The sequence below is a fragment of the Halobacillus kuroshimensis DSM 18393 genome (assembly GCF_000425705.1).
In the GTDB taxonomy this organism is placed as follows: domain Bacteria; phylum Bacillota; class Bacilli; order Bacillales; family Halobacillaceae; genus Halobacillus; species Halobacillus kuroshimensis.
Genome location: NZ_AUDY01000008.1, coordinates 662,737 through 677,473 on the forward strand (window position 1 = coordinate 662,737; position 14,737 = coordinate 677,473).

The 14,737-nt window shown below is 48.5% G+C and carries 14 protein-coding genes; 12 read left to right on the plus strand and 2 right to left on the minus strand.

Annotated features, from left to right (window positions below; genetic code table 11):
• Positions 1–25 precede the first annotated feature (25 nt).
• Together H615_RS0105325 and H615_RS0105330 are read left to right on the plus strand one after the other, a co-directional pair.
• The gene (locus H615_RS0105325) at positions 26–469 is read left to right on the plus strand and encodes an Hsp20/alpha crystallin family protein (RefSeq protein ID WP_027954166.1); all 444 of its coding nucleotides are present in this window, start codon (positions 26–28) and stop codon (positions 467–469) included.
• Between the two features lie 72 nt (positions 470–541).
• Positions 542–901, plus strand: coding sequence for a YuzC family spore coat inner layer protein (locus tag H615_RS0105330; protein ID WP_156896445.1), 360 nt, complete (start codon positions 542–544; stop codon positions 899–901).
• A gap of 59 nt (positions 902–960) precedes the next feature.
• Here the strand turns inward: H615_RS0105330 and H615_RS0105335 are convergent, their stop codons facing one another.
• Positions 961–2,229 (minus strand): NCS2 family permease, encoded by a 1,269-nt coding sequence (locus H615_RS0105335; RefSeq protein ID WP_027954168.1) that lies wholly within the window; start codon positions 2,227–2,229, stop codon positions 961–963.
• A gap of 228 nt (positions 2,230–2,457) precedes the next feature.
• On the opposite strand from H615_RS0105335, the gene sdaAB reads away from it, so the two are divergent.
• The 9 genes from sdaAB (at position 2,458) to rnc (ending at position 10,569) form a co-directional block, all read left to right on the plus strand.
• Positions 2,458–3,120 carry an L-serine ammonia-lyase, iron-sulfur-dependent subunit beta gene (gene sdaAB / locus H615_RS0105340; protein WP_027954169.1) on the plus strand — a complete coding sequence of 221 codons (663 nt, stop codon included), beginning with the start codon at positions 2,458–2,460 and terminating at the stop codon, positions 3,118–3,120.
• 21 nt (positions 3,121–3,141) lie between these two features.
• Entirely contained in the window at positions 3,142–4,026 is an 885-nt protein-coding gene (sdaAA, locus tag H615_RS0105345; protein WP_027954170.1) for an L-serine ammonia-lyase, iron-sulfur-dependent, subunit alpha, read from the plus strand.
• Positions 4,027–4,031: 5 nt separating this feature from the next.
• Positions 4,032–6,068 carry an ATP-dependent DNA helicase RecG gene (gene recG / locus H615_RS0105350; protein ID WP_027954171.1) on the plus strand — a complete coding sequence of 679 codons (2,037 nt, stop codon included), beginning with the start codon at positions 4,032–4,034 and terminating at the stop codon, positions 6,066–6,068.
• A 161-nt stretch (positions 6,069–6,229) separates the two neighbouring features.
• Entirely contained in the window at positions 6,230–6,808 is a 579-nt protein-coding gene (fapR, locus tag H615_RS0105355) for a transcription factor FapR (protein ID WP_242520187.1), read from the plus strand.
• Positions 6,809–6,823: 15 nt separating this feature from the next.
• Positions 6,824–7,828: a phosphate acyltransferase PlsX gene (gene plsX, locus H615_RS0105360; RefSeq protein ID WP_027954173.1), complete on the plus strand. Its 1,005-nt coding sequence runs from the start codon at positions 6,824–6,826 to the stop codon at positions 7,826–7,828.
• Entirely contained in the window at positions 7,825–8,766 is a 942-nt protein-coding gene (gene fabD / locus H615_RS0105365) for an ACP S-malonyltransferase (protein WP_027954174.1), read from the plus strand. The genes plsX and fabD overlap by 4 nt, the downstream gene beginning before the upstream one ends.
• Positions 8,766–9,506, plus strand: coding sequence for a 3-oxoacyl-[acyl-carrier-protein] reductase (gene fabG, locus H615_RS0105370; protein WP_027954175.1), 741 nt, complete (start codon positions 8,766–8,768; stop codon positions 9,504–9,506). Before fabD ends, fabG begins: the two co-directional genes overlap by 1 nt.
• 61 nt (positions 9,507–9,567) lie before the next feature.
• The gene (acpP, locus tag H615_RS0105375) at positions 9,568–9,801 is read left to right on the plus strand and encodes an acyl carrier protein (RefSeq protein ID WP_027954176.1); all 234 of its coding nucleotides are present in this window, start codon (positions 9,568–9,570) and stop codon (positions 9,799–9,801) included.
• A gap of 75 nt (positions 9,802–9,876) precedes the next feature.
• Positions 9,877–10,569, plus strand: a complete 693-nt coding sequence (gene rnc, locus H615_RS0105380; protein WP_027954177.1) for a ribonuclease III — start codon at positions 9,877–9,879, stop codon at positions 10,567–10,569.
• A gap of 45 nt (positions 10,570–10,614) precedes the next feature.
• Here the strand turns inward: rnc and H615_RS0105385 are convergent, their stop codons facing one another.
• On the minus strand, positions 10,615–10,836 hold the full coding sequence (locus H615_RS0105385) for a DUF1128 domain-containing protein (RefSeq protein ID WP_027954178.1): 222 nt from the start codon (positions 10,834–10,836) through the stop codon (positions 10,615–10,617).
• A gap of 184 nt (positions 10,837–11,020) precedes the next feature.
• On the opposite strand from H615_RS0105385, the gene smc reads away from it, so the two are divergent.
• Complete coding sequence (smc, locus tag H615_RS0105390) at positions 11,021–14,581, plus strand: chromosome segregation protein SMC (RefSeq protein WP_027954179.1); 3,561 nt, start codon at positions 11,021–11,023, stop codon at positions 14,579–14,581.
• Positions 14,582–14,737 lie beyond the last annotated feature (156 nt).

Here is a 14,737-nt window from a genome sequence, read left to right on the forward strand (position 1 = left end):
ACGACAGGCAGAGAGGTGTAGCAGCATGGATGATAAAAAGAGTCAGCTCCCCGGTTTTTTTGAGCATACGTTTCTGGATCTGGTTCGGGCCGTGGACTCGTTTTTTGATCAGTCCCTACAAGCGGTGGAACCATTATTCCAAGGAAGTTCATTTTCAGTGGACATCTATGAATCCAACGGAGAAATTGTAGTGGAGGCCGTTCTCCCGGATGTGCAGGAGAATCAAATCCGTATCGACCGTTCCGGCCGGCAGCTCCGCATTCTTATTGAACAACAGCAGATGCGCGAAGTGAACGATGAAGTTCGTGATTATTACAGACGAACGCATTTTTTGAAGAGTAGAGAACAAACCGTGGAACTGCCATTTGAAGCGGATACGAACAGCAGCCGGGCTGCTTTTCATAACGGTGTCTTAAAAGTTGTCTTTCAAAAGCGGGGGCCGCTGGAGTCCATTCCAATTGAAGACTGAAAGGGGAGGGAAGTGTCACCGCTTCTCTTCCCTTTTTTTATGACATATATATGAAGGGGAAGGGGGAAGGCTGTGTATCGATATTGGATTCCCTGCTGCTGGAGACCGGTCACTCCGATGTACCCAAGACCTGCACCTTCATATCCGGAGGTGGAGGCATCATTGTTCAGAGAATCCGCTATGACGATGGAGGACCTGATCAGAGAAGCAGAAGGACTGGTTGGAAAAATTCACAACGATGAGTCTTACGCCGAGCAGATCATGATGGCTGCCCAGCAATCCGATGATAAGAAAGTGGAGGGCCTGCTTGGTGAGTATATATCAAGTGCTTTTCAGACCACCTATAACCCTGACCGTTTGAAGGTCACCCTTGGATCGTCCGGGAGTAGGGGGGACTGCTGCCGGCTTACGCTTATACTCCGCTGGAGATAAAAAAGCTTGAAGAGAACGAAACCTCGTTCTCTTCAAGCTTTTTTTAACTAAATGAATCATTAATGTCCAAGCGAGCGTACGATAAATTCAACGAGAAAGATCATGGCGATGAATACGACAGGGGTGGACAATTCCCGATGCCTGCCAAGGGCAAGCTTTACAATCGGGTAGGCAATAAAGCCGAAGGCCATTCCGTCAGCGATGGAATACGTGAAAGGAATCATCACGATAATTAAAAACGCCGGCATGGATTCAGAAAGCTGATCAAATGGAATTTCCTTGATGTTCTGAACCATAAGGGCTCCAACGATGATCAGGATCGGAGCGATAGCTGAAGATGGAACCATGGAAATCCATGGGATCAAAAACAGTGTGGCACCGAATAGAACGGCCATGGTCAGCGCCGATTTCCCTGACTTTCCTCCGGATGCAATGACAGCAGCACTCTCTGCGGAAGAAACCGTCGGAGATGTACCAAGGAATCCGGTGGATAAGGCGGAAAATGCCGTTGCCTGATAGGACCGTTTGAATTTGTCCTCCTGATTGAGCATGGAAAGCTGGCCGTGGATCAGCCCCATATTCTCGAAGATGAGAACGATCGCCAGCGGGAAAACCGCCATCCAGAAACCGAACCCGAAGATTCCGGAAAAGTCCGGCAGCATCAGAAAGCTCTGCTCCTGAATATCGATGCTTTTTCCACTTTCCCCGAGCAGACCCGTGAAGTGAGCCAGAACGGTCCCGGCAATCATCGTTACTAAGAAGTTGCCGGGGACGTTTCTTGAAAATAGAAAAATCCCGATAAATAAGGTGATGACACTGGTAATCACCATGGCAGATGACGGGTTGCCGAGCGTGATCAGGGAATGTTCCCCCTTGACAACGAGACCTCCCTTTTCAAGTCCGATCAGCGTCAGGAAAAGCCCGAGCCCGACGGTGATAGCATGCTTCAAAGAAGCGGGAATGGCATGTTTCAGCCAGTCACCGAGCTTTGTGAAAGCAGTGATGAGAAAAATGATGGAAGCCATCGTCACGACAGCGAGTCCTTCCTGAAAGGACATACCGGTTCCTTCGACAATCGAGTAGGCGAACAACGCATTGACACCCATCCCCGGGATGAGAACCATCGGTGCATTCGCATAAAAAGCCATGATCAAGCAGCCTAACGCGCTGGCGAGAATGGTAGCGACCATACCGCTCTCAAGCGGCAGTCCTGCACTCTCCAGAATCTGACTGTTGACGGCTACGATATATACCGTTGTGAAATAACCGATCAAACCTGCCAGTCCTTCTTTTTTCCAGCCCGCCTGTTGATGTTGCTGATTGAGCATTTCAATCCCTCATATGAAATTATCCCTCTCCCGCCCGGTTACCGAGTAACCCACAATCTACTATTCTACTCTCTCATAAGGAAACAATCAACCAGTCAAAATATGGAGGACACGAAAAGGAAGGAAGTATAAAGTGGAATGTGATAAGATGATAGAGGAATGTTAGAATGTAGTAAGCGTTTTCAACACTTACCTGTTCAGGTTTATATAGAAAGGAAAGGGATCTTAATGAAGTTTAGATCTGTGTTTGACATCATCGGACCTGTTATGATCGGGCCTTCCAGCTCGCATACTGCAGGAGCGGCCCGCATCGGGAGGGCTGCCCGCCATTTATTCGGAAGGGAGCCGAAGTATGCGCATATCCACCTCTACGGGTCATTCGCTAAAACCTACAAGGGGCATGGAACGGATGTAGCTATTATTGGTGGTCTCCTGGACTATGAAACCTATGATGAAAGGATAAGCACTTCCCTTGAAACAGCCAGAGCTTCGGGCATGAAAATCCGTTTTCACGAAGAGGATGCCCATACAGATCATCCAAACACCGCCCGTGTTAAGATCGGCGATGAAGACGGGGAACTGGAGCTTGTCGGCATATCCATTGGAGGAGGCAAAGCTGAAATTACGGAATTGAATGGCTTTGAACTCCGGTTATCGGGGAGCCACCCGGCTATCCTCCTTATTCATAATGACCGTTACGGGGCTATTGCGTCAGCGACAGCGGTCCTTGCAAAAAATGAAATCAATATCGGCCGGATGGAAGTATCCAGAAAAGCCCAGGGTGAGCAGGCTTTGATGGTCATTGAGGTTGACCAGAATATTGATGATTCCATACTTAATGAATTGGAACGCGCAGACCACATTACTCAAGTGGCTAAAATCTCAGACTAGACATACAAAAGGAGTGTTCGCATGTTTCGCAATGTAGCAGAACTGATAGAGCTTGCTGAAAGTGAGCAGATACAAATTTCTGAAGTGATGATTCGTCAGGAAATGGAAGTGAAGCAGCTTTCCAGGGAAGAGGTCTTTGCCCATATGGAAAGGAATCTCGACGTCATGGAAAAAGCGGTGGAAGATGGCTTGAAAGGTGTGAAGTCTCACAGCGGACTTACCGGCGGGGATGCCGTACTCATACAGGATTACATGAAAAATCATACGCCTTTGTCCGGCCAGCTGCTGATGGACGCTGTCAGTAAGGCAGTGGCCACGAACGAAGTGAATGCGGCTATGGGCACCATCTGCGCCACGCCGACAGCCGGTAGTGCGGGGTGTGTGCCGGGTACTTTATTTGCCGTTAAAAACCAGCTGAACCCCACACGGGAGCAGATGGTCCGGTATTTGTTCACATCCGGGGCCTTCGGTTTCGTCGTAGCAAATAATGCATCGATATCAGGGGCTGCGGGTGGATGTCAGGCAGAAGTCGGATCTGCTGCTGGAATGGCTGCCGCGGCTATTGTGGAAATGGCAGGAGGCACGCCTTCCCAGTCTGCCGAAGCCATGGCGATCACTTTGAAAAATATGCTTGGATTAATCTGTGATCCTGTTGCAGGGCTTGTCGAAGTCCCGTGCGTGAAACGAAATGCCATGGGTGCCTCCAACGCTGTCGTGGCGGCAGATATGGCCCTTGCCGGTGTGAAGAGCAGAATTCCATGTGATGAAGTCATCGATGCCATGTATAAAGTAGGACAGCGGATGCCGTCAGCTTTCAGGGAAACCGCCCAGGGTGGACTGGCTGCGACACCGACCGGACGCGAACTCGAAGCAAAAGTGTACGGAATATCTTTAAAGAAAGAGTGAATGATGTGCTGCAGCAACCCATTAGTGAAATCAAAGGAGTTGGAGAAAAACTGCAGTCCCATTTAAATGAACTGGGACTGTTTACAGTGGAGGATCTTTTGTTTTATTTTCCACATCGTTATGATTCCTATGAAGTGAAGCCGTTGACGGAGCTGGATCATAATGAAAAAGCGACCATTGAAGGGGAGATTGTCTCCGAACCTGTCGTCAGCTATTACGGGCGGAAGAAATCAAGGCTGACCTTTACCCTGCAGGTGGAGCATTTTGCTGTGAAGGCAGTCATGTTCAACCGGGCCTTTGCGAAAAAGCAGCTGCAGCAGGGGGACACCGTTACAGTAACAGGAAAATGGGATCAGCAGCGTCTTCAAGTGACGGTTAGTCAATTCAAAAAAGGGGAGTCGAAAAGTCAGGCTCCCATCCAGCCTGTGTACACATTAAAGGAAGGGGTGAACATGAACACCCTCCGGAAAGTGATGACGGCTGCCTTCGGGGAGTATGGAGGATCGGTTAAGGAAATCCTTCCTGAGGATCTTGCTCTTGCTTATAAACTCCCGCCCCGCCGGGAAGCCCTGCAGCAGATGCATTATCCAGAAAACCGGGTGATGCTCAAACATGCCAAGCGCCGGTTCGTATATGAGGAGTTTTTAATTTTCCAGCTGAAAATGCAGCTGCTGCGTAAGCATAACCGTGAATCGACACAGGGCATTGTTCAAAGGTATGATAATCAGAAGCTGACCGGTTTTGTCCAGTCCCTGCCCTTTGAACTGACTGGGGCACAGAAGCGTTCGCTTGCTGAAATTTTGAAGGATATGAAACGTCCCCACCGTATGAACCGCCTTCTTCAGGGGGACGTAGGCTCAGGGAAAACCGCCGTTGCGGCGATTGCTCTCTATGCTTCCATCACCGCTGGCTACCAGGGGGCATTGATGGTTCCGACGGAAATTCTGGCGGAACAGCATTATCAGTCCTTGTCGGCCATGTTTGAAGGGCGGGCAAGAGTGGAGCTTCTGACAGGTTCTATTAAAGGGAAGAAACGCCAGGAAATCCTCGAAGCAGTCAAAGCGGAGGAGATTGATATTCTTGTAGGAACACATGCGCTCATTCAAGATGAAGTCCTATTCAGTCATCTCGGCTTTGTCATTGTAGATGAACAGCACCGCTTCGGTGTAGAACAGCGGCGTACCTTGAGGGACAAAGGTCTTTCTCCCGACGTATTGTTCATGACGGCCACACCTATCCCGCGGACGCTGGCCATTACGGCTTTTGGTGATATGGATGTCAGTGTCATTGATGAAATGCCGGCGGGGCGTAAGCCTGTAGAGACGTACTGGGTGAAAGGGGAAATGACCGACCGGGTCTTGAATTTCATCAAGAAGGAAATCGATCAGGGACACCAGGCTTACGTCATCTGCCCGCTTATTGAAGAATCTGATCAGCTGGATATTCAGAATGCCATTGATCTGTATCATCAGCTCAGCAGCGTTTTTGAGCCGGACATTTCTGTCGGGCTGATGCATGGACGACTTCATAATGATGAAAAAGAAGAAGTGATGAAGGAATTCGCTGATAATCATCTGAATATCTTGGTCTCCACTACGGTGGTTGAAGTGGGTGTGAACGTTCCCAATGCGACGATGATGGTGATCTATGATGCGCAGCGCTTCGGCCTTTCCCAGCTGCACCAGCTGCGGGGCAGGGTCGGACGTGGATCGGACCAGAGCTATTGTATTCTTCTTGCTGACCCGAAAGGGGATGTCGGTAAAGAACGCATGCGGATCATGACGGAGACGAACGATGGCTTCGAATTATCTGAGCAGGACTTGAAACTCCGGGGGCCGGGGGACTTCTTTGGAAAAAAACAGAGCGGATTACCTGAATTTAAAGTCGGGGATATGGTACACGATTACCGCGCGCTTGAAACAGCAAGAAAAGATGCAGCCGAAATGATTGAAGAAGACGTCCTGGATCAACATGAATCCTACAGTTCGTTGAAGGAAGTCGTCTATAAGGATAAGCAGATCATGGAAAATGTTCTGGATTGAGTGGAAAAGTACACGTCCTGACAAAAGGGCGTGTTTTTTCATTTCCTCTTTTCGCATGCATCCGTATTTTTTTAATGAATGGGTTTTCAATCCTTGCGTTATGGTTTCCGGTATTATATATTACTATTAGTACCTAGTCATAAAACGAGACTTATGGCTGGATGAACGGTGGTATTTGTGTGAAGAAAACCAAGAGAGTACGTCAGGAAGAACTGAAGACACGTATTGAGCAAATGCCTTTCACAACGGATGAAGAACTCGCTAAATCCTTTGGTGTCAGCATACAGACGATCCGTCTCGACAGGATGGAGCTCGGAATTCCCGAGCTGCGGGAGCGCATAAAATCGGTGGCCACACAGGAATGGAATGAGACGGTGAAAGCTCTTCCAGTTGAAGAAATCATTGGAGAGGTCGTTGATTTAGAGCTTGATGACCGTGCCATTTCCATATTGGATATCCGTCCGGAACACGTCTTTTCAAGAAATCATATCGCCCGGGGGCACCATCTGTTTGCCCAGGCCAATTCACTAGCTGTCGCTTTGATCAATGATGAACTGGCTTTGACAGCCCGGTCGACGATTCATTTTTCCAGACCGGTCAAACTGGGTGAACGCGTGGTAGCGAAGGCGACGGCCAAAGGTGAAGATGATAAAGGACGAACGATCGTAAGCGTCCACAGTTTTGTTGGAAACGAGGAAGTGTTTGCCGGTACATTTGAAATGTACCGCTCGAATCAGTAAAGGAGTCGAATGTTCATGAAGTTAGCCATTGATGCAATGGGCGGGGACAACGCCCCTGAAGCCATTGTGAAAGGAGCTGTCAAGGCAGCTGAAACGATTGATGGTTTGTCCATCACACTTGTAGGAGACGAATCACAAATCCGTCCGTTTTTGAAAGAGCAGCCGAATATAACGGTCTTACATACAACAGAAATGATTACTTCGGAAGACGAACCCGTAAGGGCTGTACGCAGAAAGAAAAAAGCTTCCATGGTCATGGCTGCGACGGAAGTGAAAGAGGGGCGTGCGGATGGGTGCATCTCTGCTGGTAATACAGGCGCCCTTATGAGTGCAGGTCTTTTCATCGTCGGCCGCATGCCCGGTGTGGAACGGCCGGCTTTGAGTCCTACCCTCCCCACGATGGATGGAAAAGGCTTTTTAATGCTTGATGTTGGAGCGAACGTCGATGCCAAACCGGCCCACCTGCTGCAGTATGCCGTCATCGGTTCGATTTACTCAGAAAACGTCCGGAAAATCAACAACCCAAGAGTGGGGCTGTTAAATGTCGGAACGGAAGATGGAAAAGGAAGCGACCTTACGAAGCAGGCGTTTCAGCTCATGAAGGAAGCGCCGATTAACTTTGTTGGGAATGTGGAATCCCGCGATCTCCTTAATGGGGTCGCTGATGTCGTCGTAACAGACGGATTCACAGGAAACGTCGCTTTGAAAACAATAGAAGGAACGGCTCTTACGATGTTTTCCATGATGAAGGAGACATTTATGAGCAGCTGGAAAACGAAAATTGCTGCCGGACTCGTGAAAGATGAGCTCCGCGGCCTGAAAAACCAGCTGGACTATAGTGAATACGGGGGAGCCGGTTTGTTCGGCCTTGCCTCACCGGTTATTAAAGCCCACGGCTCCTCAAATGAGCGTGCTGTGCTGAATGCGATCCGCCAGGCATGTGAAATGGTTGAACTGAATGTAACAGAAACCATCTCCAGTACGCTGGACCGGATGAAGGAAAAGGAGGAATCAGAATGAAAAAGATTGCAGTCGTTTTTCCGGGCCAAGGCTCCCAGGAAGTCGGAATGGGACGGGCGATGTATGAAGCCTATCCTTCTGTGAAAGAATTGTTTGATAGAGCTGACGAAAGTCTCGGGTATTCCCTTACTTCCCTGATGTTTGAAGGCCCGGTCGAAGAACTCACGAAAACGGAAAATGCCCAGCCTGCTCTGCTGTTAAACAGTATTGCCATCCAGCAGGTGCTGACTGAAGAAGGAATCACACCAGATATGACGGCGGGACACAGTCTTGGTGAATATAGTGCTTTGACTGCTGCCGGGGCTCTGGACCCGCTTGAAGCGGTTCAGCTTGTCCATATCCGCGGAAAACTCATGGAGGAAGCGTACCCGACCGGGAAAGGTACGATGGCCGCTGTACTTGGACTTTCCCAGGAGGAAATCGAGGATGTCCTGACAGGGTTCGACGGAGAAAAAGCCGTTGATCTCGCTAATATTAACTGTCCGGGGCAGATCGTCATCTCTGGTACAAAAGAAGGCGTGGAGGAAGCGAGTGGACAATTGAAGGAAAAAGGCGCAAAACGTGTTCTGCCTTTGAACGTGAGCGGTCCTTTCCACTCCCGACTTATGGAACCCGCGAGTGAAGAATTCGCCGGTCATCTGGACGCCCGTACCATCAGGGATGCTTCCATTCCAGTATACGCCAACGTATCAGCGGAAGCTGTCACGGAGGCAGAAACGATTGAACGTCTGCTTGTTGAGCAGCTTTATTCTCCCGTGCGTTTTCAACAAATTCTTGAGGCATTTGTCGAAGAAGAAGTCGATGCCATCGTAGAAGTAGGGCAGGGGAAAGTTCTCAGCGGCCTTGTGAGAAAAGTCCAGCGCCGGATGAAGTCATTCAGTGTTCAGGATCCAGATTCATTAAAGGATTTTGTAAAGTGGTATAAGGAGGAAGCCTGATGTTGAACGAACAAGTAGCTCTCGTTACAGGAGCATCACGTGGCATAGGCCGTGCCATCGCTTTAGAACTTGCGCGACAAGGAGCTAAAGTGGCGGTCAATTATGCAGGAAGTGAAGATAAGGCGGAAGCGGTCGTGCAGGAAATCATTGCCGGCGGTGGTTCAGCTATGAAGATCCAGGCCGATGTAGCCAGCGAAGAAGATGTGAAGCAGATGGTGAAAGCGGTCGTCGATGAGTTCGGACGCCTGGACATTCTAGTCAATAATGCCGGAATCACCAAGGATAACCTTCTCATGCGTATGAAGGAAGAGGAATTTGATTCTGTTATCAATACGAATCTGAAGGGTGTTTTCCTCTGCACGAAAGGTGTTACCCGTCAGATGATGAAACAGAAGTACGGCCGGATTATTAATGTAGCCTCCATCGTCGGCGTTTCCGGGAACCCCGGACAGGCGAACTATGTGGCTGCGAAGGCAGGCGTCATCGGGATGACGAAATCCAATGCCAAGGAATTGGCGGCCCGTAATATTCAGGTGAACGCTGTAGCTCCCGGTTATATCACAACCGATATGACGGATGCTCTAACAGAAGAACAGCGTGAGCAGATGCTTGCCCTTATTCCATTGAAACGTCTGGGAGAAGGGGAGGATGTGGCGAGAGTGGTCCGTTTCCTGGCCTCAGAAGACGCCGCTTATATGACCGGACAGACGCTTCATGTGGATGGCGGAATGGTCATGTAAAAACCACTATGGTTTTTCTCTGCAAAATTTACTATAATGACTGAAGGGAGGTGAGGTTCCAATGGCAGAAACATTTGATCGCGTAAAACAGATCATCGTCGACCGTCTAGATGTTGACGAATCCAAAGTAGTTATGGAAGCTTCCTTCAAAGAAGATCTTGAAGCAGACTCTCTTGACGTAGTAGAGCTTGTAATGGAGCTTGAAGACGAGTTTGATATGGAAATTTCTGATGAAGAAGCTGAAAAAATCAATACAGTTGGCGACGCTGTGAATTACATAAGCAGCCAGTCATAAAAAGGTCAGCTGTCCGTTGTTCAACGGGCAGCCTTTCCTGTATTCAGAAACTTTTAGTAAAGGACAAGGTGATTTATGGGTGATTTCTCCAGTTTCCAGAAGCAGATAAATCAATCATTTCAGAACATTTCGTTGCTGGAGCAGGCTTTCACGCATTCATCTTATGTGAATGAGCATCGTAAAACCGACCGGGAGGACAACGAGCGTCTTGAATTTCTCGGGGATGCTGTTTTGGAGCTTGGTGTTTCCCAGTATCTATACCGGGAGTTTCCGGATATGGCCGAAGGGGAGCTGACGAAGTTCAGAGCCTCGATCGTCTGCGAAGCCTCATTGGTCGAGTTTGCCAATGAACTGAATTTTCAGGACTTGATCCTTCTCGGCAAGGGCGAGGAATTGACGGGCGGACGCAACAGGCCTGCTCTATTGGCAGACGTATTTGAAGCCTTTATCGGCGCGTTATATCTGGATCAGGGGTATGAGGCGGTTATTCGGTTTTTGAAGACCTACGTCTATCCGAGAGTCCAAAAAGGTGCTTTTTCTCATGCGATGGATTATAAAAGCCAGCTGCAGGAGTTTATACAGCGGGATAAAAACAGTAAAATTGAGTACGAAATTGTGGAAGAAAGAGGCCCAGCACACAGCCGGGAATTTATCGCTCACGTGATGATCCAGGATGACATCGGCGGTATCGGCGTCGGGCGTACGAAGAAGGAAGCAGAGCAGAAAGCAGCTCAGCAGGCTTTAGAGAATCAGGGCGCTCGATTTTAAAAAGGACCGTCATCAGCCTTAAGCGGCTGTAGACGGTCCTTTTTTTCATCGCCGGTACTGGCCCAGTTCCTGGACAAATGCCTGGATTTCAGAAACACTGAGCTGGCCCTTCATATTGATGATGTCGTAGAGGGATTTGATTTCCTCATATTTGTCTAAATCATAATCCTCCGGTTTCATAAGGGAACGATTGACCACCTGCAGTTTTTCGGCCATATCGTCAATGATAAATGCAAGATTCTCTTGTTTTGGTTCTTGTAAACTCAAAAGCTGATTCCTCCTTCGGCTGACTTCATCCGGTTTAGTACATATGATAAAGGACTTTGTCCAATTTTGAAACCCTTTGACGGTAGGAAAAGAACGCTGGAGGCTTCCTACCGTAGGGAAAGTGTTTATGATAAAATATATTAGTTGAGTGAATGAAAGATTGTGAAGATACAGGAGGATGACTATGTTCCTCAAACAGTTGGATACTATTGGATTTAAATCATTTGCCGACAGGGTGACCGTGGATTTCGTTTCAGGCGTTACATCTGTGGTCGGTCCGAACGGCAGTGGGAAAAGTAATATAACAGATGCCATCCGCTGGGTGCTCGGAGAGCAGTCGGCCCGTTCCCTGCGCGGTGCGAAGATGGAAGATATTATATTTGCAGGGAGCGACTCGCGTTCTGCCCTGAATATGGCAGAAGTGACCCTTACGCTCGATAACGAAGATCAGACCCTGCCGCTGGATTACCAGGAGGTCAGTGTAACAAGAAGGGTTTACCGATCAGGAGAAAGTGAATTTTACATCAATAACCAGACATGCCGGTTGAAGGATATTATTGACTTATTTATGGATTCTGGTCTTGGGAGAGAAGCTTTTTCCATTATCAGCCAAGGGAAAGTCGAGGAAATTCTAAGCTCGAAGGCTGAAGAGCGCCGGACCATTTTCGAAGAGGCGGCCGGTGTCCTTAAATATAAACAACGGAAGAAAAAAGCCGAATATAAACTCGCAGAGACTCAGGAAAACCTGAACCGTGTGGAAGACATCATTCATGAAATCGATGGACAGCTGGAACCTTTGAAAGAACAGGCCGCTGTGGCTGAAGATTACCTGGAGAAAAAAGAAGAGTTGAAGCATATCGAAATTTCCCTTTTGATTACTCAGATTGAGGGTCTCCACAAGGATTGGCAGCTTGTTCTAAAGGAACTGGAAAAGGTCAAGAACGGAGAATCGGCGTTGAAGGCTGATATCACCGCCCGGCAGGAATCCGTGGAGTCGAAGCGGGACCGCATTCAAAAGCTGGATGAGTCCTTGGAAAGTCTTCAGGAAAAACTGGTGGAGCTGACGAGGGAACTTGAGAACCTGGAAGGTAAAAAGCAGCTCATGAAAGAGCGGCATAAACATTTCGAAGAGAACAAATCCAAACTTGAAGAGGCCTACGAAGAACTCTCGAACAAACTTGAGACGCTGAAGGCCGTAACGGCAGAAGAAACCTCCAAATTGGAGGAGGTGCGGGAAAAAAGGCGGAAATCCAAGCGGGAGCTCAAGGAAACGAATCAGGCGCTCAATCAGAACCTGCAGGAGATGGAAGATCAGATTGAGGATTTAAAAAGTGATTATATCGAACTATTAAACAAGCAGGCCGCAAAACGAAATGAAAAACATCTGTTGGAAAAGCAGCTATCAGAACTGCATTCAAAAAAAGATGTTCAGAGTGGAAAATTCCAGGGCCTGAGAGAAGAGCGGGAAACGCTCGAAACGGAGCGCAGCCGGTTAACCGCAGAGCTTGAAAAATTGGCGGCTGACCGCAGCGAACTAGAAAGCAGCCTCCAGGAAGTGTCAGATTCGCTTGATGAAAACAAACAGGCGTATCAGGAATGGCAGGAAAAACTGTACAAAGGGTATCAATATCTTGAGAAGATGCGTTCCAAAAAGGAAATGCTGGAAGATATGAAAGAGGACTTCTCCGGTTATTTCCAAGGCGTAAGGGAAGTTTTGAAAGCGCGGCAGAATGGACGACTCTCCGGTATAGAAGGGGCCGTCCTTGAGTTGATTGATATCCCGTCCGCCTACATGACAGCCATCGAAACAGCCCTCGGAGCTCAGGCTCAGCACATTGTTGTCCAGGATGAAAAAGCAGGTAGACAGGCTATCCACTGGCTGAAAACCCAGCACAAAGGCCGAGCCACCTTCCTGCCGCTTTCCGCTATCCAGCCGCGGTATGTGACCGGCGCCGGTTCATTGAACGAGCAGGACGGCTATGTGGGGGTCGCAGCTGAACTGATCCACGTCCCGGATGTGTATGCCAAGGCCGTACAGCACCTTCTTGGCCATATCGTTGTAGCAGAAACCCTGGAACACGCGAATGCGATTGCCCGTGTGCTGAACCGGAAGTACCGCGTCGTCACACTGGAAGGAGATGTCGTTAATCCCGGCGGTTCCATGACGGGAGGAGCAAAAAAACAATCCGGCCAGTCGTTGTTTACCAGGGAAAAAGAGCTTCAGGAGACAACGGGAAAAATAAAGGATTATGAAAAGAAACTGCAGGATGTTGAACAAAAGGTTATGCAGCTGAAGCAAAGCCTGAGTGAACAGGAACAAGCGAAGGAGTCCTATGCAGAAAAGCTTTCTCATATGAAGAACAAAGAGTATGAAAAACAGTCCGATGCCAGGGAAAATGAAGTCAGATTGAACCATATTAACAGTCAGCTCCACCTTTACGATCAGGATCAGGCCCAGTTTGATCAAGATCGCACACAGGCGGATGACAGACTTCAAACCCTGACAAAGAACCTTGGCTCTCTTGAGGAGGAACTTGCCTCGACCCAGCAGAGGATCGAAGCTCTTACTGCAGCAAAGGACAGGCAGAAAGAAGATGAGGAGGCTCTTCAAAAGCGGCGTCAAGAACTACAGATCAAGCTCGCCGAGCAGGAATCGGCCGTCCATAACCAACAGGAAAAGGTCAGCCGTTATGAAGAGGAGAAAGCACTGATCGAGCAGGAGCTTCGTGGCAATAAAGCTTCCTATCAGCAGCTGATGGAAGTGGTGGAATCCAATCAAACCGAAGAAGAATTAACAGAGCTGATCAAAAATGCTGGACAGGAGAAAACGGCAGCCTCAAAAGATATTCAGTCCCTTCGCAAAGAACGGTCGGATATCAGTGCCGATGTGCATAAAGAGGATGCATCTCTGAAGGAACACAACCGGCTGCATCAGAACTATCTGCAGGATATTCAGCAGAAAGAAGTCAAAGCCAATCGTCTGGACGTAGAGCTTGATAATCTTCTCACGTACCTGCAGGAAGAATACGTGATGACATTTGAAAAGGCGAAACGGGATTACGATACCGTTGAGGATGTTGATCAGGCTGCAACGAGAGTGAAACTGATCAAACGGTCCATTGAAGAGCTTGGAACCGTCAACCTTGGATCTATTGACGAATATGAACGTATCAAAGAGCGCTACGAGTTTCTTAAAGGCCAGCAGGATGACCTTTTGGAAGCGAAAGGAACCCTCCATAGTGTCATTAATGAAATGGACGGGGAAATGAAACGGAAATTTGAAGATACCTTCACGAAGATCCGTGCTGAATTCAATGAAGTATTCCGGACACTCTTCGGAGGCGGTCGTGCCGATCTTCAGCTTACCGATCCGGAGAACATGCTGGAAACCGGTGTGGATATTGTCGCTCAGCCGCCTGGTAAGAAACTTCAGAACCTGAGTCTTTTATCTGGTGGTGAAAGAGCGTTGACAGCCATTGCCCTGCTGTTTTCTATATTAAGAGTCCGCCCCGTGCCTTTCTGTGTCCTGGACGAAGTGGAAGCGGCTCTTGATGAAGCCAACGTCGACCGGTTTGCCCGGTTCCTGAAAGAATTCAGCAGAAATACACAGTTTATCGTGATCACCCACCGTAAGGGAACAATGGAAGAGTCGGATGTCCTGTATGGAGTAACGATGCAGGAATCCGGCGTGTCGAAACTTGTTTCCGTCCGTTTGGAAGAAACACCTGAACTAATGGAAGCATAGAAAGGAAGATTGGATGAGTTTTTTCAAAAAGCTGAAAGATAAATTTGTGAAAGAGCAGGATGCTGAGGAGGAAAACAAGGATCAACACCCTTCTGATCCTGCAGAAGGCGACAGTTCTGTTTCTTCAGATTCTGCAGATGAGGAGTCTTCTCCTGA